This window comes from Halomonas sp. DP4Y7-1, assembly GCF_019800705.1.
Taxonomy (GTDB): Bacteria; Pseudomonadota; Gammaproteobacteria; order Pseudomonadales; family Halomonadaceae; genus Halomonas; species Halomonas litopenaei_A.
The window spans coordinates 575010-598056 of the sequence record NZ_JAHVKS010000002.1 but is presented as its reverse complement, the minus strand read 5'-3'; the positions used below and the strand labels follow the sequence as shown (position 1 = coordinate 598056).

18 protein-coding genes are annotated in these 23047 nt (G+C 62.6%); 7 read left to right on the top strand and 11 right to left on the bottom strand.

Translation table 11 applies throughout. The features are described from left to right. Positions 1-7: 7 nt before the first annotated feature. From KUV72_RS06225 to KUV72_RS06215, 3 genes are all read right to left on the bottom strand, one after another. Positions 8-1357: a Na+/H+ antiporter NhaC family protein gene (locus KUV72_RS06225; RefSeq protein ID WP_206941716.1), complete on the bottom strand. Its 1350-nt coding sequence runs from the start codon at positions 1355-1357 to the stop codon at positions 8-10. Between the two features lie 149 nt (positions 1358-1506). Then, on the bottom strand, positions 1507-2928 hold the full coding sequence (locus tag KUV72_RS06220) for an aminotransferase (RefSeq protein WP_222237765.1): 1422 nt from the start codon (positions 2926-2928) through the stop codon (positions 1507-1509). 170 nt (positions 2929-3098) lie between these two features. Continuing rightward, the gene (locus tag KUV72_RS06215; RefSeq protein WP_206941708.1) at positions 3099-3923 is read right to left on the bottom strand and encodes a helix-turn-helix transcriptional regulator; all 825 of its coding nucleotides are present in this window, start codon (positions 3921-3923) and stop codon (positions 3099-3101) included. A gap of 232 nt (positions 3924-4155) precedes the next feature. Here KUV72_RS06215 and KUV72_RS06210 point away from each other — a divergent pair, with 232 nt between their 5' ends. Both KUV72_RS06210 and KUV72_RS06205 read left to right on the top strand, forming a co-directional pair. Then, positions 4156-5517 (top strand): MFS transporter, encoded by a 1362-nt coding sequence (locus KUV72_RS06210; protein ID WP_261317361.1) that lies wholly within the window; start codon positions 4156-4158, stop codon positions 5515-5517. Between the two features lie 7 nt (positions 5518-5524). Then, a complete protein-coding gene (locus KUV72_RS06205) occupies positions 5525-6274 on the top strand; it encodes a sulfite exporter TauE/SafE family protein (protein WP_261317360.1) in 750 nt (249 codons plus the stop codon). A 48-nt stretch (positions 6275-6322) separates the two neighbouring features. On the opposite strand, the gene KUV72_RS06200 is transcribed toward KUV72_RS06205, so the two are convergent. Then, a complete protein-coding gene (locus KUV72_RS06200) occupies positions 6323-6940 on the bottom strand; it encodes a flavin reductase family protein (protein ID WP_315857857.1) in 618 nt (205 codons plus the stop codon). A 209-nt stretch (positions 6941-7149) separates the two neighbouring features. Continuing rightward, a complete protein-coding gene (locus KUV72_RS06195; protein ID WP_261317359.1) occupies positions 7150-8433 on the bottom strand; it encodes a homoserine O-acetyltransferase in 1284 nt (427 codons plus the stop codon). 186 nt (positions 8434-8619) lie between these two features. Between KUV72_RS06195 and KUV72_RS06190 the strand changes: the two genes are divergently transcribed. Beyond that, positions 8620-9180 carry a TIGR02281 family clan AA aspartic protease gene (locus KUV72_RS06190; RefSeq protein WP_224851962.1) on the top strand — a complete coding sequence of 187 codons (561 nt, stop codon included), beginning with the start codon at positions 8620-8622 and terminating at the stop codon, positions 9178-9180. Then, positions 9177-10211, top strand: coding sequence for an NAD(P)H-dependent flavin oxidoreductase (locus KUV72_RS06185; protein WP_206941702.1), 1035 nt, complete (start codon positions 9177-9179; stop codon positions 10209-10211). Before KUV72_RS06190 ends, KUV72_RS06185 begins: the two co-directional genes overlap by 4 nt. Before the next feature lie 180 nt (positions 10212-10391). Here KUV72_RS06185 and KUV72_RS06180 read toward each other — a convergent pair whose 3' ends face one another. The 4 genes from KUV72_RS06180 to KUV72_RS06165 all read right to left on the bottom strand — a co-directional run bounded on the left by KUV72_RS06180 (position 10392) and on the right by KUV72_RS06165 (position 13612). After that, positions 10392-10781: a cupin domain-containing protein gene (locus KUV72_RS06180; protein WP_222237764.1), complete on the bottom strand. Its 390-nt coding sequence runs from the start codon at positions 10779-10781 to the stop codon at positions 10392-10394. 55 nt (positions 10782-10836) lie between these two features. Continuing rightward, positions 10837-11217: a carboxymuconolactone decarboxylase family protein gene (locus KUV72_RS06175; protein ID WP_222162556.1), complete on the bottom strand. Its 381-nt coding sequence runs from the start codon at positions 11215-11217 to the stop codon at positions 10837-10839. Between the two features lie 398 nt (positions 11218-11615). After that, positions 11616-12644 carry a patatin-like phospholipase family protein gene (locus KUV72_RS06170; protein WP_206941695.1) on the bottom strand — a complete coding sequence of 343 codons (1029 nt, stop codon included), beginning with the start codon at positions 12642-12644 and terminating at the stop codon, positions 11616-11618. A gap of 188 nt (positions 12645-12832) precedes the next feature. Then, positions 12833-13612 (bottom strand): 3-hydroxybutyrate dehydrogenase, encoded by a 780-nt coding sequence (locus KUV72_RS06165; RefSeq protein WP_224908555.1) that lies wholly within the window; start codon positions 13610-13612, stop codon positions 12833-12835. Between the two features lie 374 nt (positions 13613-13986). On the opposite strand from KUV72_RS06165, the gene KUV72_RS06160 reads away from it, so the two are divergent. Continuing rightward, positions 13987-15798 carry a VRR-NUC domain-containing protein gene (locus tag KUV72_RS06160; RefSeq protein ID WP_222237762.1) on the top strand — a complete coding sequence of 604 codons (1812 nt, stop codon included), beginning with the start codon at positions 13987-13989 and terminating at the stop codon, positions 15796-15798. A gap of 88 nt (positions 15799-15886) precedes the next feature. Further along, complete coding sequence (locus KUV72_RS06155; RefSeq protein ID WP_222237806.1) at positions 15887-18169, top strand: ATP-dependent DNA helicase; 2283 nt, start codon at positions 15887-15889, stop codon at positions 18167-18169. Here KUV72_RS06155 and KUV72_RS06150 read toward each other — a convergent pair. Together KUV72_RS06150 and KUV72_RS06145 are read right to left on the bottom strand one after the other, a co-directional pair. Then, positions 18166-20016, bottom strand: coding sequence for a monovalent cation:proton antiporter-2 (CPA2) family protein (locus KUV72_RS06150; protein WP_222237761.1), 1851 nt, complete (start codon positions 20014-20016; stop codon positions 18166-18168). The genes KUV72_RS06155 and KUV72_RS06150 overlap by 4 nt on opposite strands. A 109-nt stretch (positions 20017-20125) precedes the next feature. Beyond that, positions 20126-20740 (bottom strand): glutathione S-transferase family protein, encoded by a 615-nt coding sequence (locus KUV72_RS06145; protein WP_206941687.1) that lies wholly within the window; start codon positions 20738-20740, stop codon positions 20126-20128. Positions 20741-20941: 201 nt separating this feature from the next. On the opposite strand from KUV72_RS06145, the gene KUV72_RS06140 reads away from it, so the two are divergent. Then, positions 20942-23023 (top strand): PQQ-binding-like beta-propeller repeat protein, encoded by a 2082-nt coding sequence (locus tag KUV72_RS06140; RefSeq protein WP_222237760.1) that lies wholly within the window; start codon positions 20942-20944, stop codon positions 23021-23023. Positions 23024-23047: the final 24 nt, after the last annotated feature.

Here is a 23047-nt window from a genome sequence, read left to right as displayed (position 1 = left end):
GCAGGACTCACAGCAGACCAAGGATCAGAAAGACGCCGGTGGCGAGTGCCGCCGCGATCAGGACATAGGGAATTTGGGTCAGGGCGTGGGCCATCGGGCTGCAGCCGCTACCCTGGGCCGAGAGGACGGTGGAATCGCCATAGAAGCAGGCGTGGCTGCCGAAGGCGCTGGCCGAGATCAGTGCGCCCACCACCAGCGGCATGTTGGCGTCCATGCTCATGGCGAGCGGCAGGACGATGGGCATCGCGACTGCAAACAGTCCCCAGAACGAGCCGGTGGCAAAGGCCAGGAAGGCCATGGTGACGAACACCACGGCAGGCAGCAGACCGGCGGTCATCAGCGGTTCGACGGCAGCGATGACAACCTCGGTCAGGCCGAGCACATCGTTGACTTCCTTCAAGGCAAAGCCTGCCACCAGGGTGCCCAGCGGCATGATCATCGCCTTGAAACCCTCCAGCGCCGTATCGAAGGTGTCGTTGAAGCTCAGCAGTCGCTGCACGGCGATCAGCACCAGGGTGACCGCCAGGGCCACGATGACGCCGCGCAGGATGTCGATATCGAAGTACCAGGTGGCGACGATCAGGCTGGCGATCGGCAGCAGGAAGTTAAGCAGGTGAGGGCTCTTGCCATCGTACTTGGTGTCGATCTGCAGAGCATGCTCTTCCCCGCCATCGGGGACGGGCTGTCCGCCCCGGGCACGCGCTTCGGCCTTCTTCATGGGACCAATATCGGGCAGCCAGCCAAGTGCTACCAGCGGCACGATAGCGGCGGCGACCCAGGCATAGGCCATGTACGGAATGGAAGAGATGTACAGCGACATGCCGTTGCTGGCCACGTCGTTGTCCTCCAGCAGTCCCGCGAAGAACACCGCCCAGGTCGAGAAAGGCACCAGGATGCACACCGGCGCCGCGGTGGAGTCGACGATGTAGGCCAGCTTCTCACGGGATACGCCGAAGCGATCGGTGATCTTCTTCATCGAGGCGCTGATGGTCAGTGCGTTGAGGTAGTCGTCGACGAAGATCACCAGGCCCAGCACCCAGGTGGTGAGGAGACTTTGCCGGCGGCTATGCAGGCGGCGGGTCATGGCGTCGCCGAAGCTGAGCACGCCGCCGGTCTTGACCAGCAGGGCGATCAAGCTGCCAAACAGCCCGCAGACCAGAATGATCCAGGTGACGGTGTCGTTACCGAGCACGTCGAGCAGAATATCGGAGCCCCGCGTAATGACTTCGCTGGGGGCGATCATCAACAGGCCGACGAGGCAGCCAGTCAGCAGGGATTCGATGGTACGTCGGGTGATGATGGCGGTCACCAGCACCACCAGGGTCGGAACCAGGCTCCATGCGCCGTAGGTGTCCATGCAAGCTCCTTGTTTCGCTTTAGGCGAGCGTTGTTATTGAAGGGAGCGGTGGCCGCCACCAAAGGGAGTTCTCGACAGGGTGCGTCGCTGAGGCGGCCTACTCAGGTGATGTGCTGTTCCCTGCCAGTCATTGGCAGGGAACACCTCGGCTACAGGTAGCCGTCTTGCCTGAGCGATGCGCTGGTGGCTGCCAGCGCTTGATCGAGTATCTCCACGGCGGTGTCGACGGTGTCGCGGGTCCAGATCAAGGGGGGGGAGATGACGTTCAGATGGCCCACGGGGCGAATGATCAGGCCACGCTTCTGGGCCTCGTGGGCCACGCGATCGCCCACTCGCGCCTCGACGGGGAACAGGGCCTTGGTGGCTTTGTCGGCGACGTTTTCGATGCACATCATGAAGTGACTGCCGCGTACATCGCCGACGGTATCGTGGTGGGCCAGCGAGGCCAGGGCCTGTTCCAGGTAGGGGCCGACTTCACGCACGTTGGCGCAGAGATCTTCGCGCTCGAGAATCTCGATGTTCTTCAGTGCTGCGGCACAGCTCACCGGGTGACCGGAATAGGTGAAACCTGTGCTCAGGACGCCGCCCTTGCCCTGAGGAGTGCCGAGCACTTCGTAGAGGCGGTCGGAGATCAAGGTGGCGCCGAGTGGCGCGTAGCCCGACGACAGTCCCTTGGCCAGGTTGATGATATCGGGCTGGGTAGCGAAGACCTCGCCGGAGGCGAAGACGTGGCCGAGGCGTCCAAACCCCGTCACTACCTCATCGGCGATGTAGAGGATGTCATGGTCGCGACAGACCTGCTGCATTCGCGCGTGGTAGCCGCGAGGAGCGACCAGCACGCCGCCTGCCCCCATGATCGGCTCGGCGATGAAGGCGGCAATCTGGTCGGCACCGATCTCATCGATGGTGGCGGTCAGCTCGTTCACCAGGTGATCGCAGTAGGCTTCTTCACCCATCCCTTCGGGACGGCGATACATGTTGGCTTCGCTGAGGTGGGTGACAAGCTGATCGAGGGTGTCGAACTCCCAGTTGTTGCTCTCGATGCCGGTCAGGCTTGCGGCCAGGTAGGTGGTGCCATGGTAGGCATTGCGCCGCGAAAGAATGCGCTTCTTGGTGGGTTTGCCCAGACGGTTGAAATAGTAGTGAACCAAGCGAATGGTCGCGTCATTGGCGGTAGACCCACCGCAGGTATAGAACACATGGTTGAGATGGTCGGGGGCCAGGTCGGCCAGCTTCGCCGCCAGTTGCGCAGCCGGCGCGTTGGACAGATTGTTGAAGGTCGAAAAATAGGCCATGCGGGTGGCCTGGTCCGCCATCGCCTGGCCGATCTCGGCACGTCCATGGCCAACGTTGACGCACCACAGTCCGGCGATGCCGTCGATGAAACGATTGCCATGGACATCCTGGACGTAGATACCCTCGGCGTCCGTGATCAGCTCACAGCCCTTCTCGTGGAAGACGCTGAAGTCGGTGAACGGATGGATGAAGTGATCCTTGTCCTGTTGCCATAGTGTTGCTGCATCCAGAGGGGCAGTCGTTGGCGCGGAAAGGGGGGAGTGGGCTGTTGTCATTGGTGGCCTCCTTGTTCAGGCCATCAGTCTCTCCAGTCTCGCCCTGTCGGTGACATATCCCCATGAGGGTAGATGGGATGAACAGAGGGCGTGACGATCATGGCTCCTTTCCATGGTGCGGTCGCGAAAGCGGCCGCTGGCTTGGGGCTGCCGATGCTGAGGAATCCTCCTCATTCCCGCTGGCGTCGGGAGATCAGGGCAACGTGATCGAGAAAGGCGCGGAACAGCTCTGCCTGGCTGGTTACCGACAGTCGCTGATAGATGTGCTTGCGGTGGACCTTGACGGTACCGTCACTGATGCCGAGTTGACGCGCAGCAGACTTGGCCGAGTGTCCCGCCAGCAGCAGTCGCACGATATCCTGCTCGCGCCTGGTGAGTACGCCCTGACCAAAGCTCGAGAACGCCAGGTCGACCGGCTCGTCGTCCGGTGCGGTCGATTCGACGGCGGAGCGCTGCCAGGTCCAGTAGTGGCGCAGCAGCGCTTCAATGACCGGGGTGAGGTGGCGCAGTGCCTGGAGCATGCGGCGTGTCAGTGTCGGGGCCTGAAGGCGAAAACCGAGCGACAGTACCATGACGGTGTCGTCACTGACCCGGGCAAACAGGCCAACTTCATCCCTCAGCCCCAGGCCGCGATAGTAGTGATGGTAGTACTCGCTGCTTTCGAAACGATCCGGTGCCAGGTCGCGCAGTCGATGAGCGCCACTTTCCACGCCAGCCTCGATCGCCTGAAACATCGGGTCTAGCAGATAGATGCGGCTCAAGTAGGGCTCGATGTCCCGCTCGCGCCGCTCTGGCGGGTAGTTGTCGTGAATTACCTGTGGCCTGCCACGTCCCTGGTAGGCATGCAGAATGAGTGCGTCCATGGCCACCAGTTCGGTCAGAGTGGCATCCAGCTGCTGGGGCAGGTCGCTGCGATCGGCGCCTTGAATCAGGCCAGCCAGCCGCTGATGCCAGCCCTGGGCGGCGGCACTGGCCAGATGATCGATGGAAGTCATTCAGCTCACATGAGTGTCAACGTCGTGCGCCATACTCTACCATTCTCAGGCTCTGTCACCCTCGGTCGTTGTCAACCCTCTGCTCAGTGATCGTTGACAGGCCGAGGGCTGACCGGCGTCGCGCCAGGTGCTTGCTCCCGTGGAAGGCCATGCTGCCCAAGGCGCATGAACGCCGTGGCACCGGGCAGTGTCCGACTGCTATCTTGAACCCCTTTGCCAACAGGAAGGCGCGATGAGCGTGAGCAGCATTATTCCTGCCGCCACTGACCGAGTGCGTCGGCGAGAGATCTTCGGCTGGGCGATGTTCGATTTCGCCAACCAGGCTTACACCCTGCTGATCATCACGGTGGTCTTCGGCGAGCTTTTTACCACGGTGATCGTCGGTGATCGGGGGGATGGCTATCGACTGGCCAACCTGCTGTGGAGCCTGGCACTGGCGCTCAGCTTTGTGCTGGTCGTCGTGACCGGGCCGTTATGTGGCGCGGTGATGGACTACCGGGCCGAGAAAAAGCGTTTTCTGTTTGCCAGCTACGTGGCCACCATAGCGACGACGGCGATGCTCTACTTTGTCGAACCGGGCTATGTGGTGATGGGCTTCGTGCTGATCATCCTGTCCAACTATGCCTATTCCATGGGGGAGTCCTTTATCGCCGCGTTCTTGCCCGGGCTTGGACCGCCGGACAAGCTAGGGGCGATTTCAGGGTTTGGCTGGGCACTGGGCTATGTCGGCGGACTGGTAGCGGCCGGCTTTACCCTGGCGGTACTGGGCGAGGCGACGGCGGACAACTTCGAGCGGATTCGCTGGGTGGGCCCGTTTGCCGCCGGGTTCTTCCTGGTGGCAGCCATTCCCACTTTCCTGTGGCTAAAGGAGCGGGCCGAGCCGCAACCGCTGCGTCAGCGGTTCAGCCAGATTGCCTGGCAGCGCATCTCACTGACCTTTCATGAGCTCAAGAGTTTTCGCGACCTGGGACTGTTCCTGATATCGGTACTGTTTTCCATGGCCGGGGTCTACATCATCATTGCCTTTGCCTTCATCTATGGCGCCCAGGTGATCGGTTGGCAGGAAAGCACGCGTAATCTGATGTTCATCATTGTGCAGATCACGGCTGCCGCCGGAGCGCTGGGGTTTGGCTTCATCCAAGACCGCATCGGCACCTTGGTGACGTACCTGCTGACGCTGGTGCTGTGGGTCCTGGCCATTCTGGCCATCTGGGCGACCCCGGAGGTGACCGCCTGGCTGAACGCCACCTGGGGGCTCGACTGGCAGGCGGAGCAGCTGTTTCTGTTCGTCGGCTGCCTGGCCGGGCTCAGCCTGGGCTCAAGCCAGTCGGCCAGTCGTGTGATGGTGGGATTGTTCTCGCCACGTCAGAAGGCGGCGGAGTTCTTCGGTTTCTGGGGCCTGGCCAACAAGTTGGCGGGCATCGTCGGTATCGTTGGCCTGGGCTTGCTGCAAGCTGCAGTCGGTCTCAAGGCCTCGATCCTGCTGTGTGCCGCCTTCTTTATCATCGCGATCATACTGTGTGCCGGGGTCAACCAGCGCCGTGGGCAGCAAGTGGCCGGTGAGTGGGAAGCCAAGCGGGAAGCTGAAGCATGACGCCCTCATGCTGAGCAGCGGCGTCATGTCGCTGGCCCTGCTGGCGCTGATCTTTGTGCTGGCAGGGCTGGTGAAGGGAGTGCTCGGCATGGGCATGCCGACGGTGTTGCTGGCGCTGCTGACGGTAACGCTGGGGCTGCCTGACGCCATGGCGCTGATGCTGGTGCCAACAGTGATCACCAATGTGTGGCAGGCATTGGTAGGAGGGCAGCTGCTGTCGCTGTGTCGTCGCCTGTGGGGGTTCCTGCTGATGGCCTGCGTTGGCGTCTGGCCCGGGGTATGGGTCCTTTCCCGTGTCGATGCGCGCTGGCTATCGCTGCTGCTGGGCGGTCTGCTGATCCTTTACGCCGCGCTGAACTTGAGCGGCCGGCAGCTGCGCTTTCGCGGCAGTCATACCCAGGCGGGGTGGCTGGGTGCGTGTAACGGTCTGTTGACCGGGCTGACCGGCTCCAGTGTCTTTCCTGGCGTCCCTTTCCTGCAGTCCATCGGCCTGCCTAGAGACGCTCTGGTGCAGGCCATGGGCTTGCTGTTCAGCCTGTCCACGCTCAGTCTGGCGCTGGCGCTGGGGGAGCGAGAGCTCTTGTCCGTTGATCAGTTGCAGGCCTCCTGCCTGGCCTTGCTGCCGGCAGGGCTTGGGATGTGGCTGGGTGCCGAGCTCCGGCGACGACTCTCCGAGGCACGTTTTCGTCAGGTGTTCCTGATGGGATTGCTGGCCATGGGCGGATACCTGGTGATTCGCTCCCTGCTTGGGGGCTGATGCACTGCCGGGTTCCCCCTGGACAATCGAGCCGGCGCCGAATGCTGGTTACTTGGGACGTTCCAGCGCGAACAGATCCGTGCAGCGAATATAGTCACTGCCGGCCATGCGGCCGATGGGGGCAAGCGCCTCGCGGCCTACGTGGCGTCCGTCCCACACCTTGGGATCGGCGTGAATCACGGTCACTTCCGCCAGCACCAGGTTGCCTGAAAGCGGCTGGTCGCCAAAGGTAAGGATGTCGTGGAGACGACAGCCGAAGGCGATCGGCGCTTCGCTGATCCGGGGAACCCGAAGATCGCCAAGGGGCGCCTTGGTGAGCCCCGCGTGTTCGAACTCATCGCCGTTCCGCGGCAGGCTGGCGCTGGTGGTATTGAGCGCCTCCGCCAGGGCTTCCCCGCCGATGTGCACGATGCATTCGCCCACCTCTCGCAAATTGGCAACGGTGTCCTTGGTGCCGCCCTCGCCATTGAGCAGCGGTGAGAACGCCAGTATGGGAGGGGCAACACTGGCCACATTGAAAAACGAGAAAGGCGCCAGGTTGGCATGCCCTTCGCTGCTCAGCGTTGATACCCACGCAATCGGGCGCGGTGCGATAGCGCCGGAAAACAGACGATAGATCAGACCTGCATCCAGGTCGGCAACCTGGAGAGTAGCGTCATGACTCACGGTGAACTCCTTGTCGATAAGCCTGGGAGCACCCTGAAACGGTGCTCCCAGGGTCAGTAACCTCAGACACCCGACCATCCCAGCATGGCTGTCTGCTGAGGTCCAGTGATGGACACCTTGCCCGCTGATGCCATGGCCATTCGCGAGGGTGCCTGGGCTGACGCTGACGGGGTGGGGCGTCGATGGCGCTGCAGCCGTCGGCGCGACCATCAGCGCACTGGCGCTTCGAGAAAACCGCGCAGTTGATCGGCGGCTTGCTCGATACTGACCACACCATCAAGGTGCCCACGATCTCCCTTCAGCGTGTGCAAGGTAACCGGGGTGCCGTCAGCCTGAATCATGCGGGCCGTGTCGAGCACGTTCTCTGCTGGAAACACCAGGTCATCTTCGCTGTAGAGCAGCAGGGTGGGGGCCTCTATGGCGGCCAGGCCAGACTCGGCGTCACCCTCGGTTCCGGTCACGAAGTTCTGGTTGGCCCGAACCAGATACAGCAGGTGGTTGGCGTCTGCCTTGCTGGCGCGGGCGGCGGCAATCTCATCGAGTGTGGCCACCACCTCAAAGTCGGCAGCGAGATCGTCTTCAGGCGACGCCAGTGGGTCCGCCCAGTCGCGATCGAAGGTGGCATCAGCCCAACGCCAGTGGTTAGCCTGCAGGGTGATCAGCTTGAGCGATTCTCTCAGGCCGTCGATGGGCGGGCGGTCATCATCGTAGTAGTCACCGTCGCGCCAGTTGGGATCGAGGCGAATCGGAGCGGCCCAGGCGTCGAGGCTGGCGATCAGCCAGGGATCGGCAACGCCAGCGCCAATCACGGCGATGAGACGGTCGACCCGATCAGGGTACGCGCTGGCCCACTCATACGCTTGCAAAGCCCCCATCGAGGCCCCCATCACGGCGTGCAGTCGTTGGATGCCCAACTCATCCATCAGCGCCTTCTGTACGTTCACGAAGTCACCAATACCGACCAGGGGGAATGTCGTACCCCAGGGCTCGCCGGTGGCGGGGTTGAGGCTGGCGGGGCCGGTGGTGGTGACCCTGGGGTCGCCAGCATTGAGGTTGACCAGGGTGTCCGAGGACACCACGAAGTAACGGTTGGTATCGAGTGGCTTCCCCGGACCAATGATGGCGTCCCAATAGCCGGCAACGTCTTCTCCGGAATAGCGACCTGCGGCATGGCTAGTGCCCGAGAAGAAGTGCGTGATCAAGATGGCATTGTCAGCGGCGTCATTGAGCTCGCCATAGGCTTCCCAACCCACTCTGACCGGCGCGATAGTGTCGCCTCCCTGCGTGGTGTAGTGGGACATCTCGAAGACATGCTTGTCGACCGCATCCATGGAGGTCGTGGGCGGAAGGCTAGCGTCTGCGCTGCTACCTGGGCTGAACATCGCCGTGAGCAGCACGGCCAGGGTAGTGCCCAGAACCTGCCGGAAGGGATGAGAGTGATGAAAGTGTTGAGAGGGGCGGTCGTGGAGTACGTCAGTAGAAGCTGTCATCATGAACCCTCCTTGGTGTCATTCCGATGGGATGCGCCTGCCGTATAAGAGGCTACGCCTGGCACTTGTGCCGTGATCTGCCGCTTGTCGCGTAGCGACTGGCATCAGTACAGCGGTCGCCGCTCGGCTGCGCCATGCTGCCTTCGTCGCTTCTGGCGACGTGGTGTGTTCGTCAGCAAGGAGAATGGCATGACCCGTCGACATGGGACCCGTGGCCCAGGTCTCGCCATGATGCTGTTATTCTGGGTGGTGTTCATGGCACTGGGTGGCTGGTGGATGTCTGTCTGGCTGACGCAGAAAATGCACCCCAATGCCCAGCTTGAAGCGGTGGCAGAAGGACAGCCGCTGCAGCTCAAAAGAGGCCCTGGTGGACACTTTGTAGCGCCGGGCAGCATCAATGGCATACCTGTGACGTTCCTGGTGGATACTGGTGCGACGCGGGTCGCTCTTCCCGGGAGTCTTGCTCGACAACTGTCGTTGCCGGATCATGGCAGCGCTTGGTTTCACACCGCCAACGGGCGTGCCCGCGGCACCCTGACCACGCTGGAATCTGTGACGTTGGGGGGCTTGTCCGCGTCTCGCGTCGATGGTTCCATCAGTCCTGGCATGGAGGGTGAGACGGTATTGCTGGGCATGAGCTTTCTTGGCCGTTTCGATTTGGCCATTCGTGGCGATATTCTGGAGCTGCGACCCCGTGAGGCGTCGTTGAACAACGAGGCCGCCGCTCCACATAAGGAGATTCAACCATGACCAGCCTTGCGCGACTTCGCTTGAAGCGCCCCATTTTTCAGGCGCCCATGGCAGGGGCTCAGGACGAGACGCTGGCGATCGCGGTGACGGCTGCAGGTGGCCTGGGCGGACTGCCCGCAGGCATGCTGTCACCGGAGGCGCTGGAGCACGCGCTGGCGGCGATCGAGGGGCATGGCCCCGTCAACGTCAACTTCTTCTGCCACACCACTCCCGAGGCGCAACCAGAGCGCCTGGAGCGTTGGCGAGAACGTCTGGAACCCTATCATCAGGAGCTCGGTATTGCTCCTCCCCCTCCTAGCGACAGCCCGACCCGACGTCCTTTCGATGAGGCCTCCTGTGCCATTGTCGAAAAGCACAAGCCCGCAGTGGTCAGCTTTCACTTCGGCTTGCCGAGCGCCGAGCTCGTCGAGCGGGTCAAGCGCTGTGGTGCCCTGGTCATGTCCAGTGCCACCACCCTGGACGAGGCCCGCTGGCTCGAGGCCAATGGCGCCGACGTCATTATTGCGCAGGGCACCGAGGCCGGCGGCCATCGAGGGCATTTCCTGAGCGATGATCTCAGCCTGCAGCAACCCTTGGCCAAGCTGTTGCCGAGTATCGTGGAAGCGGTGGCGGTGCCGGTGGTGGCGGCAGGGGGAATCGCCGACCCTCAGGGGGTTCGATGGGCGCTTGATCAGGGGGCTGCCGCCGTACAGATTGGCACAGCGCTACTGTGCTGTCCGGAGGCCGCTGTGCGTGCCGTTCATCGCAAGGCGCTGCTGGATCCTGCTTCAACGACCGAGATCACCAACGTCTTTTCTGGCCGACCGGCCCGGGGAATCGTCAACCGGGCCATGCGAGAGCTGGGCCCCATTTCCCGAGAGGTACCGGACTTCCCCCTGGCGGCCAGCGCACTCTGCGAACTGCGCGCGGCCCATGAATCCCGCTGCAGCGGCGATTTCTCACCGCTCTGGGCAGGAGAAAATCGTCAGCACTGCCGTGAGATTCCTGTCGCGGAACAGCTAGAGTGGTTGGCCGGAGGCCTGGCAGACTGAGCTGGGCTTTCCGACTCGGCCAGGTCAGTGACGCCTGGACGTCTGTCGCCGTGGCGAGGGGGAATAGGTGAATCCCAACAGGCGAGCGCCAACGACCGATAGTGGGAATACGACAAAGCCGCAGCACATCGCTGCGGCTTTGTGGATGGGGGCTGTGTCAGCTAGCACCACCCGCGAGTCTTAACACTCGCCTTCGGCGCACTTCTCGGTTTCGGCCAGGTCGGCGGCATAGATGATGACGTCGCCATCGGACTCGTTCTTCCACCAGTGCCAGATCTCGTTGAACTCGGCGATGATGGACGGAGCCTTGTGCACACGCGGCTCCTCGTGCTTTGAGTTGTACTCGACGATTTCACCCTGGAACACGAACAGAATGGCCGGGCGGTTTTCGTGAGAGTGGTAGGGCACGATGCCGCCGGGTCCAACGTCGACACGACGGAAGCGCAGATGACGCTGCTCCAGCGGTGCGGCGCCAGCGGGCAGCTTGACGTCGGCCAGGTCGATGAATGCCAGGGTAGTATCGGTTTCGTCAACCGGTTCCATGGGCGGATTTTGCTGATGGTCAAACATGGCGTGACTCCTTTTTACGCTACGTTGGGGTGGGTCGTGTATCACCGGGGTGATGTCATGACTCGGGATAGATGTCTTTGACGGCCAATACGGCATTGATCGTCACGGGGAAACCGGCGTAAGGCGCCAGCTGCATGAAGAGCTCGACCAATTCGTCACGGCTGAATCCCAGGGAACGCGCAATACCGATATGAATGCGCAACTGGGTGTCATGGCCGCCGCAGGCCAGGGCCGATAGCGTGGCGGCTTGGCGCACCTTGGGCTCCAGCCCGTCACGACCGTACATTTCGCCAAACGGAAACTCGGCCACCAGGCGCATCAGGTCCGGCGCAAAGTCACCGAGCTTTTCTTCCAGCGCCTGGGCGGCGGCAGGATTGTGTTGCCTGAAGAAGGCGAGGCCTTTTTCCATATTGGGTGATGTTGGGTGTGAGCTCATGATTCCTGCGTCCTCGTTGTGCATGTGTGCATGGGATGACGCGCATCCACATCTATCGGTAGTTGAGGTTTGTTTAAAACATACGACCGTTTTATGTCGTTGCATCTGTCGTGCCAGTGATGGCCTATCTTTCATCCGGCACACTTCAATTAATCTTCGTGTCTTTCTTTGCTGTTTTGCGCCGCACTCTTCTTGTCTTGGGTCCACCTCGGCAAGCGTGATATCAGGACTCTCGATGGCCATTGGCTGGTTGAGGCAGCGCTCCACAATGGCCCGGCTTTGTCAGCGCCAGAGGCCATGCCTTACTGGCGCTGCTATGCTCTTTCGCTTTTCCGAGAGAGGGCGCGCTCTGCTCGCTCGCCCCGCGCCAACAGGCGTGTCGTTCCCGTTGCCTTGGATCAGTGGATACCGTCAAACATCTCTCTCAGGTCGACGCTATCTCGCTTGCCGATATCGTCGTAGTGTTGCTCGATCCAGGCCTGGGCACGTTGGCGACCTCTGTCACGAAGCAGACACAGGAACTCCCACTCCGCATTGAGCTTGGATGAAGCGCCCAGCGGCTTCAGCAGGTCCTGGCTGTCGATGATGTGGACCAGCATGTCGCGATAGGTGTCCGGATCAAGATGGCCTTCGTGGATCAAGCGCTTGACGAAGGCCAGGGCTCGCAGCTCTTTCAGCAGGCTGGCATTGAAGGTGATCTCGTTGGTGCGATTGAGGATCTCCTGCGCGCTAATGGGTGATCCTTCGCGCTCTACCGGATTGATCTGCACGATCAGAATGTCGCGAGACTCTGTTGTCTGGTAGAACGGGAACAGCGGAGGGTTACCTGAATACCCGCCATCCCAGTAAGGCACGCCATCAACCTCTACGGCCTCGAACAGAAACGGCAAACAGGCAGACGCCATCACCATGTCCGGTGTCAGTTCCTGGCGGTTGAAGATCTTGACCCGTCCTGTTTCGGCATTGGTGGCGGCGACGAAGACCTTCATCTGGTCACAGCCGCAGACGTTATCGAAGTCCACCTGCTCGATGATGATGTCCCGAAGGGGGTTGTACTTCATCGGGTTGAACTGACTCGGCGAGAAAAAGCGCGTCATCAGGTCGAAGTAGACGTGGCCCGGTGAGTAGTCGAGACTCCAGTTGCCACTGAGTCGGTCCCAAGGGGTGCGCTGCAGAATGCTGAATCGTGCTGCCTTGGAGACCGCTCTCCAGAAGGTTTCCAGCTTTTCCCTGGCGGCTTCGCGCCCGCCCTGAACCAGGCCATCGGCTAGAACAACGGCGTTCATGGCACCAGCGGAGGTGCCTGAAATGGCTTCGATCTCGATGCAGGGGTCGTCGAGCAGGGCGTCCAGAACCCCCCAGGTGAAGGCGCCATGGGCGCCTCCGCCTTGTAATGCCAGATTGATCTTCTTGGGTGGCTTGGCCATCACCTTCTCCTGTGGTGCAGCGGTCTTGCACAAGACCGTCCTTGAGACCTTCTTATCAGACCTTCTTATCAGACCTTCTTGTAAGACCTTCCTATAAGGACTTTCGTAAGGCCCTTTCAGCTGACCGCTTAGCGCTGCCGTGACGGTCGATGTGCTGTCTACGCATCATCAGCCCAGCACAGGGAGGGTCAATGTGCTGTCCAACCGCCATCCACCGGCAAGGCGATGCCGGTCATGGAGGCGGCGCCGTCAGAACACAGGAACAGGGCGGTGGCCGCCAATTGCTCTGTGGTGACGAATTCACGGGTGGGCTGGTTGGCCAGCAGCACGTCACGAATGACCGAATCCTCGGAGATGCCGCGTGCCTTGGCGGTATCCGGGATCTGCTTCTCGACCAGCGGCGTTAGCACATAGCCAGGACAGATGGCGTTGACGGTAATGCCCTGTTCGGCAACTTCCAGCGCCACCGTCTTGGTCAGACCCAATACCCCATGCTTGGCGGCCACGTAGGCCGACTTGTAGGGAGAGGCAACGAGTGCATGAGCCGAGGCAATGTTGATCACTCGCCCCCAGCCGCGGGCCTTCATGCCCGGCAGAGCGGCCTTGGTGAGGTGAAAGGCCGAATTCATATTGATGGCGATGATGGCGTTCCACTTGTCTTCAGGAAATTCGTCCACCGGTGCCACATGCTGTATGCCAGCGTTGTTGACGATGATGTCGACGGCGCCGAACGTGGCTTCGGCGCGCTTGTGCATGGCGCTGATCTCGCTCGGCTCCATCATGTTGGCGTTGTCATAGACCACCTTGACGCCGTGTTTCTCAAGCTCCAACCGGGTGGCCTCCACGTCTGACGCCGCTTCGATACCGTTGATGACCAGGTTGATGCCTGCCTTGGCGAACCCCTCGGCGATGCCAAGTCCGATACCGCTGGTCGATCCGGTGATGATGGCGGTCTTCTGTTGGGGCATGAGTCGCTTCCTCTGTCTCTCGATCAGTACGTGGTTGTCGATGTGTTTCATCAGTACGGGGTATCGGCGCTTGGGTATCTATCTACTATCTATCTAAGTCGCTTGCGCTACCTGCCGCTATCTAAGCCGCTTGCGCTACCTGCCGCATGTTCCGCCGTTTTCAGTGTCACCAGCATAGACTGGCATTACAGACTCGGCTTTTGCTGAAATGGCTTTCTGTAGCATTTGCTCATCAATGCTTAGCAGCAAAAGGAAATGTCCATGGCGGTAGTGGTCGTCGCCCGCCCCCTCTCCAGGTGGTAAGCTAGGCGGCAAGGACATTGCCCGTTGGAGGGCGCTTGGGCGTGATAGGGCATCCTTGATAAGATGCCGCCATGACTCCTGACCTGCCGCAGCTACCTTCAGACCTGCGCGACGACCCCTTCTATTACCTGCGCCATTTCCAGTATGTGCTGGCGTGGGTGAGTAGCCGACACGGCGATCTGCTGGCCGCTCCTGAACGTGATTTCATCGCGCAGTTCGGTGGTCTCCCCGAACCTGCTCAAGCCCTGTTGGTGCGCATGGTGTCGCGCAAGGGAGAGCTGTTTCGTACGTCCCGGCTCGATTACGTGGAAGTGGGGAATCTTGGCCTCGCCCTGGAAGAACTGGCCGCCGCCGAACTGATCGCGGCGGATCCGGTAGTGAGCCATGTCGAGCTGATGACGCAACTGCGTCTTGCTGAGGCGCGACGGGTCCTGGTGCCACGTTTGCCGGATCATCAGCTCCCGGCCTCGGTATCGAAGACCCGCTTGGCTCAGGCGCTGGCGGATGCCCAGGATCAATCGGCGGATGCCCAGGATAGGTCTGCGGATGCCTTGGATAGGTCGGCGGATGCCTTGGATAGGTCGGCGGATGCCTCGGATAGGTCGGCGGATGAGGAGACGTCCTTGCTGGGTCCCCAGCGCTGGAGTCAGTGGTGGCCGAACAGCGACGATGGCCTGTGGAGACTGACCGTGATGGAGGTCTGCGATCGTCTGCGCCTGATGTTCTTCGGCAACCTGCGGCAAAGCTGGTCGGACTTCGTCATGGCGGAGCTCGGGCACATGCGCTACGAACAGGTGGCACTCGATCCCGCTTCTCGCGGCTTTCAACAGCGACAGGAGGTCGACACCTATCTGCAGCTGCACCATCTGCGCGAGCGCCTCGAGCAAGGCGAGGACGTGGCGTCGGTATGGGCCGATGTGCCTGAGCTGCCTGATGACAATACGTGGCTGAGATCGCGACGGGCACGCCTGCTGCTGAGACTGGGGCAGCAGGCCCAGCGTGCTGGCCACGACGCCCTGGCCTTGGAGGCGTATGCCCTGGCGGGTCCCGGTGAGGCCAGGGTCAAGCGGCTGCGCCTGCTGGAGCGTCTTGGTCATGACCAGCAGGCCATGGAACTGGCGGAACAGGCGCTCGAGTCGCCGCAGGATGAGGCAGAGCACCAGGCGCTGGAGCGCCTCATGCCGCGGCTGAGACGCCGGCTCGGGCTGCCTCGGCAGGAGCGCGCAGCGCTCGCGGATATCACGCTGTGGCAGCTATCGCTGCCGTCCCGTGCGCTGAATGACAGCGGTTGCGTCGAGCGCGCTGTGCGAGACCATCTCAGCGAGGATGGCGCGCCGGTGTTCTACGTCGAGAATCACTTGATCGCCGGACTGTTTGGCCTGTTGTGCTGGGATGTCATTTTCACCCCCTTGCCGGGGGCCTTCTTTCATCCGTTTCATCGTGGGCCTGCAGACCTTTATCGCGCGGACTTCGTGAGCCGTCGCCGAGAGCGGTTCGATGCCTGCCTGTCTGCGCTGGACGACCAGGCCCACGTCCCCCAGATACGTCGGCGCTGGGAACAGAAGCGGGGCATCGCCAATCCGTTTGTACACTGGGAGGTGCTGGATGCCACGCTGCTGGATGTGGCGCTCGAGTGCATCGATGGCGCAGATCTTCGGGTCTTTTTCACCCGCATGCTGGAGGATGTAAAGGCCAATCGGGCCGGCTGGCCAGACCTGATTCAGTTCTTTCCAGCGGCAGCTGAGGGCGAGCCCCGCTATCGCCTGATCGAGATCAAGGCCCCAGGAGACCGTCTGCAGGACAACCAGAAACGCTGGCTTGAGCATTTTCATCGCCACGGGATTGCGGTGTCGGTGTGTCATGTGCGGTGGCATGATGAGTGACGACTCGTGCTGCTCGGACGACCCAGACGCTTTGCCTGAGGTAGAACGAGAAGGGCTATCCGGCAGTGTCGCTGACGATAGCCTGGTGATGTCGGTGGCGGTGCGTGAGCTGTGCGACTTCACGGCACGTCGAGGAGGCCTTGATCATCGCTTTACGCCAGCCCCCAGCTCCCGCGAGGGCATCGACGGTCATGCCCAGGTGGTGGCCCGCCGCGGTGAGGGCTACCGCAGTGAAGTGGCCGTCGAAGGAACGCTGGCAGGGCTACACCTGAGAGGTCGCATCGATGGTGTGGCCGACGACGGTTCACGGCTCGAGGAAATCAAGACCCACCGCGGGCGCCTGGATCGCATGGCCGACAACCAGCGGGCGCTGCACTGGGCGCAGGTGCGCGCCTACGGCGCGCTGTGGTGTCGCCAGCAGCGGCGTGAGCGCATCACCCTGGCCTTGGTCTACCTCGATCTGGTGACAGGTCGTGAAACTCTTCTTAGCTGTGAGGCATCCGCCTCGGAGCTGTGGCAGGAGCTCGCTGCGGCCTGTCACGACTATCTGCACTGGGCCAAGAGCGAGGCGCGCCATCGACGCCGCCGCGACAGTGCCCTGCAGGGCCTGCGCTTTCCGTATCTCGACTTTCGTCCCGGGCAACGCCAGATGGCGGAAGCCACCTACAAGGCGGTGGCCACCGGCAAGGCCTTGCTGGTCGAGGCGCCGACCGGGATCGGCAAGACCCTGGGCAGCCTGTTTCCGGTGTTGAAGGCGATGCCACGGCATGGCCTCGATCGCGTGGCTTTCCTGACCATGAAGACCACCGGGCGGCAGCTGGCGCTGTCAGCCGTCAATCAGCTGGATCCAGGCCCCGAGCGGCGGCTTCGTGTGCTGGAGCTGGTCGCGCGAGACAAGGCCTGCGAACATCCTGATCTGGCCTGTCACGGTGATAGCTGTCCGTTGGCGCAGGGCTTCTATGATCGACTGCCCCAAGCGCGCCAGGCCGCCGTAGCCCACGCCAGGCTGGATCGCGCCGGGCTGCGAGAGGTGGCGCTGGCGCATCGTCTGTGCCCCTACTATCTGGGCCAGGAAATGGCACGCTGGTGCGACCTGGTGGTGGGGGACGTCAATCACTACTTCGACTCTAGCGCTCTGCTGCATGGCTTGGCTCAGGCGCGCCAATGGCGCCTGGCGCTGCTGGTGGACGAGGCGCACAATCTGATCGATAGAGCGCGGGGCATGTATTCGGCCAGTATCGATCAGCGCCGTCTGGCACGCCTGAGCAAGGAGGCGCCCGCCGCGCTGAAACAGCCTCTGGCGCGGGTTGTGCGGCAGTGGCAGGCGGTGGTGCGGGAACATGGCGGCGACCAGCCCGGCTCTCGGGATGCACCGCGCTGGATGACCCTGGGGACGATTCCGGCAGAGTTTCTGCAGGCCCTGCAAGGGTTGAGCGGTGCCATCGGTGATCACCTGGGAGAGCATCCTGAAGATACCCGGCCCGCCCTGACCGATGCGTTGTTCGAGGCGTTGGCATTCTCTCGCCTGGCCGAGCGATTCGGCGACCACTCCATGTGCGAGTTGACCCGCCGGGGGCGAGGTCGCGCCCGACTTGCCATCGTCAATCAGGTGCCAGGCGACTTTCTCGCTCCGCGCTTTGCAGCCGCCCATGCCAGCGTGTTGTTCTCGGCGACGCTGGCTCCGCCACGCTACCAGCAAGACTTGTTGGGACTACCGGCCCACAGCGTGTGGGCCGAGGTCGAATCTCCCTTCACTGCCGAGCAGCTCGACGTCAGGATCTGCACCCATCTGTCGACCCGCTACCGCCACCGGGAACAGTCGCTGCCGGGGATCATCGAGATGATGGCAGCCCAGTATCAGCGGCGACCCGGCCACTACCTGGCGTTTTTCTCGAGCTTTGCCTATCTGGATAGAGTGGTCGCCGCCATGGCCGATGCCTACCCGGAGATTCCCCGGCGGGTGCAGCGTCGCGGTATGGACGAAGCCGAGCGTGAAGCGTTTCTGGCCGACTTTGCACCGGGAGGCTTTGGTATTGCGTTTGCGGTGTTGGGCAGTGTCTTCTCGGAGGGCGTGGACCTGCCGGGAGATCGGCTGATCGGTGCCTTCGTGGCGACCCTGGGCTTGCCTCCCAGCGACGCTCGCCAGGAGGCCTTGAAGTCACGCCTCGAGGCGCGCTTTGGCCAGGGGGACAACTACGCCTATCGAATTCCTGGGCTGATCAAGGTGATTCAGGCCGCCGGACGTGTGATCCGCGGGCCAGAGGACAGCGGCACGCTGGTGTTGCTGGATGACCGCTTCGCCTGGCCGGAGGTGCGCGAAAGGCTGCCGTCCTGGTGGCAGCCGCGTCAGGTGAGTTCGCCCGACCCTTAGCGTTCAGGGGGATGGGAGGCGGGGGGCTCGGTGCTGGCCCTCGAAGGAATTTCATCGACCCTGCGCAGGATGTCTTCGTCCGCTTCGTACAACGTCTCGAGTTCCTTGGCCGCCTGTCGGATGGTCTGCATCTGCTTCTTCTCATTGCCGAAGACTTCGAGCTGTCGCCGCAGGGTATCTTCATCATGGGGGCGGAAGGTATCGATGGTCTGTTGGGCCTTGTCCCGCGGAATGCCCAGCCCGACCAGCACTTCTCGGGTCATCTCGAGACTGGCTGGCAGCAGCTCGCGCAGCACGTAATCCACCTTGGCTCGCATCAGCCGCTGGGCATGCTGACGATCCCGCGCGCGAGCGTAGATCTTGAGGTGGGGAAAGCGCTTGCTGGCACGCTGGATGATACGCATGGAAATCTCGGGATCACCTACCGCCACCACCAGTACCTGGGCCTGGCGAGCCCCTGCGGCCTCCAGCAGGTCGAGACGGGTGGCGTCGCCAAAGTAGACCTTGTTGCCGTAGCGTCGCACGAAATCCACGTGGTCTGCGTTGATATCGAGAATCGTGTAGGGAATCTCGAGTCCCTGGAGCGCGCGTCCCATCACCTGACCAAAGCGACCGAATCCCGCCAGGATGATCCTGGGGGAGTCGTCGTCCATGGCGTCGAACTGGCGCTTCGGACGAGGTTTCTTGAACAGCGGACGGATCCACCGCTCATAGCCGAGAAACAGTACCGGCGTGGTGGCCATGGACAGCGACACGACCAGCACCAGCAGGCTGACGAGACTGGTCTCCAGCAGCGCTGCGCTGCCGGCCGCGGTCAGGACCACGAAAGCAAACTCGCCACCTTGAGATAGCAGCACCCCCAGGGTGGTGGTCTCGCGCCAGCCACAGCCATAGGCGCGTGCCGCCAGCATCAGACTGGCGCCCTTGGCCACCAGCAGCAGTGCGGTCAGCCCCAGGACCAGCCCCGGGGTCTCGGCCAGCAGCCCGATCTGGGCGGTCATGCCCACGGCCATGAAAAACAGACCCAGCAAGAGGCCTCTGAAGGGCTCGATATCTGCCTCGATACTGTGGCGGTATTCAGAGTCGGCCAGCAGAATGCCGGCAATAAAGGCCCCCAGGGCCATCGACAGGCCTGCCAGCTCCATCAGCAAGGCGGCACCAATCAAGACCAGCAGCGACATGCCGGCAAACACCTCGCGGCTTTCGGTGGCGGCCGCCCTGCGAAACAGCGGCGGCAACAGCTTGCGTCCCCCGAAGATAAGGCCGGCGAAGGCGGCGACCGCAATCGCCACCTCCTTGAGCGCTGACATCACTCCCCCGGCGGCCAGGCTATCCGCACCGAGGATCGGGATCACGGCCAGCACTGGGATGGCGGCCATGTCCTGAAACAGCAACAGGGAGAACGCATTGCGCCCGTGGCGACTGTTGAGCTCCTGGCGCTCCCCGAGCAGATGCAGGACCAGCGGGGTGGAGCAGAGTCCGAGGCTGAAGCCGACGACGGCCGCCGCGACCGGAGACAGGCCTAGCGCGAGAGCCGTGACGCCGAGCACGAGGGTGGTGATGGCGACCTGCAGCGAACCGAAGCCGAAGACCGGTTTACGCATCAGCTTGAGACGCGCCGGCTTGAGTTCCAGGCCGATGACAAACAGCAGGAAGACGATGCCGACCTGGGAAAACTGCAGCACGCCTTCCGCGTCAGGCACCAGGCCGAGGGCAGACGGGCCAATCAGTACCCCGGCGATCAGGTAGCCCAGCACCTCTCCCAGCCCCAGGCGCTTGATGACGGGTACCACCACCACGGCTGCAGCAAGAAAAATCAAGACGTTAAAAAGGAGGGCGGTGGCCAAGTCGTGACTCCGTTACGGCGTTGCAAGAAGCCACCAGCATACCTGATATCCGCCAATGAGAGGTGACCGACCGGGCCGGTCGGTCATTGATCATGGCCACCTCAACGGCTCAGGCAGGGAGCGCCTCGTCACCGAGGGAGACATAGCCTGGCAGCGCTTGAATGCGCTCGAGCCAGGCCCGTATGCCGGGAAACGTCGACAGCGAGAAGCCGCCTTCATGGGCAACGTGGGTATAGGCATACAGCGAAATATCCGCAATGGTCGGGCGGTCGCCGACCAGATAAGGCGTCGCTTCCAGCTGACGCTCCATGACCTTCAGCGCCTTGTAGCCGCCCTCTTTCTTGGCTTCGTACTCGGCCTTGCGTTCATCAGGCAGGCCAAGATACAGCGAGATGAAGCGGGCAACGGCGATATAGGGTTCATGGCTGTACTGTTCGAAGTATTGCCACTGCAGCACCTTGGCATGTTCAAAGCGGTCCTGCGGTAGCCAATCACTGCCGCCGGCCAGGTAGTGGAGAATCGCGTTGGACTCTGCCAGGAAGCGTCCGTCATCCAGCTCAAGAAGGGGAATCTTGCCGTTGGGATTACGCCCGAGAAAATCCTCTTCACGGGTGTCACCGGCCAGGATATCGATGCCGATCCACACCATTCGGATGTCGAGCAGCGAGGCCAGCAGCTTGATCTTGTAGCAGTTTCCCGAACGGGTATCGCCGTACAGATTCATCGGCGTGTTCCTCTGGAGCAACGGATGGATGGCACATCATGCCATGTTCGTCGCCTCACGCCAGGCATTTGGCGTGGCGCTGCACGGTACGCCACATGGGTCGCAGTGATCACCGGCAGCTTCTATTCTGAAGCTGCACGTCGCGAGAGCTGGGGCGACGACTTGCCTCGTGGCCGTCAGGGACGAAAGGAGATGCACTCAATGGATAACCGTCGGGCTGCCAAGGGGCCTTCCATCATGCTGGGACTGGTGCTGGCTGTAGTGGCATTGGTGCAGCTACTGGCGGGAGCGCTGCTGCTGGCGCAGGGCGGCAGTGCCTATTACGTGGTATCTGCCGCGGGGCTGATGGCCGTGGCCGCAGGGTTGATGGGGCGCTGGCGCGGCACCTTGACGGTGTATGCGGCGTTGCTCGCCGGCACGCTTGGTTGGGCGCTGTGGGAGGTGGGGCTAGATGCCTGGCGCTTGATACCTCGGCTCTGGGCCCCGGCCTTGCTGGGACTGGTGTTGCTCCTGCCATGGTGGTCTCGCGGCGCCACTGGCCTCGGTCGCCAGGGAATCGGGCTGACGTCGGTCGTTGGTCTGGCGCTACCGCTGCTGGCGGCGGCACCGCAAATCGTCGAGGTGTGGCAGCAAGGTGATCGTGCTCTTGCGCCGTTCGCACTGACCGACGTCTGGCACACCGAGCTGACGGCAGGGGTGTCGTCCCTGGCACTGTCGGATGATCAGCAGCAGCTGTTTGTCTGCACCCAGCAGGGAGTGATGGCACGCCGAGCCACCACGGGAGAGCCGCTATGGGCCTACCAGTGGCAAGGCGATGTTGCCGGGGAACGCTGCGCGTATCTGGCCTTTCATGATGCCTGGCAAGGCCCCGTCGAGGGCGCGGCGGGGGTATTTGTACCCATCCCAGGAGAGCAAGAAGGGGATCCCCTGGAATTGGCATCCACCCATGAAGGCGCCGGTGAGAGCGGTATCAGCGAGACCGACTTGATGTGTCCGCAGCGGCTGTTTGTCGCCTCCTCATCCGGCACTTTGCTGGCGCTGGACGCCGACACCGGCAGGCTCTGCGAGAGCTTTGCCGCGGCCGGGATGACCACCGTCGAAGCGACGTCGCTGGCGGCGTTGCAGGTGACCGATGGCGCGATAGTGGCATCTGCCATGGAGGATGGCCCCGCCCTCCAACTGCTCGACAGCGGCTCGGGAGAGAGCCTGTGGAGCTGGGGAGACGCGGCAGGTGGCGACAGACTGCTGGCGGTCGATCAGGCACTGAATCGCCTGATCGTGTCGTCCGCCGCCAGGGTGCCCACCGGCGACACAGGAAGCCTGATACAGGCAGTGGATATCAGCGATGGCACCGTCCTGTGGCAGACCGAGATGCTGGGCGGTATCACCGCGTCTGGCACGGCTGCCTTGAGGACACTGACGGCAGAAGAGGCAGATCTCGCCGACGCTGGGGAAGATGCCGGCGGCAGAGAGGAACAGCCTGACGCGACAGCGCTGGTGATGGTGGCTGACACCGCCGCCGGGTTGACGCTATTCGACCGGTTGACCGGGGAGATACTGTCCCACGAGGTGTTGGCCGCTTCACCGCCCTTGGCCGAGGAGCCCTGGCGCAACACATCGCTGACAACGGCTGGCGCGGCTGAGCGAGATGCCTGGGGGCTCACCCCCGTTGATCAACTCTGGTGTCGACTGCGCCAGCGCACTCGGGATCACGGCCTTCCCAGTGCGCTGCCGGCTCCGCTGACAGACCTGCTCGCGGACCTGCTCGTGCATCCGCCCATGGCACCGCCCTGGTCACGACAAACGATCTTCGGCTCGCCGGACGAAGGCGCCTACCTGCTTGCCAGCACTGGCCTGGTCAGCCGCGACGGGGGCAGGCTTGCGTGGCCATGGTGCCAAACGCCCCCTTGGGGGGCGGTGGCGCGTGTCAGCCTCGGGCCTTCGACAACGGGGGAGTGGGTGTCCACGGTGGCGGGCCTGGACGTTCACCACCTGAAGCCGTCGCGGTTCTCACCGCGACGTTTGACGGGGGCGACTGGCTTGACCGCGCCTGTCACGATCGACAACACCGTTGTCGTCGGTGCCAGCAGTGCCTCGAGGCTGTTTTTCCTGCAGCCCGACACTGGCCAAGCCTTGGGCACACAGTCCCTTGCTGGCGGTGCCGTAGAGGGGCTGTGGACGTTCACCGAAGCGCCCGGGACGTCGTATCTCGTCGTGGCGCTGAAGCATCGGCAAGAGGCGTCACGGCTGATCGTGATGGCGCCGGATGCGATGCCTGAGTAGCGAGTCGCCGTGTCTCGCGTGGTC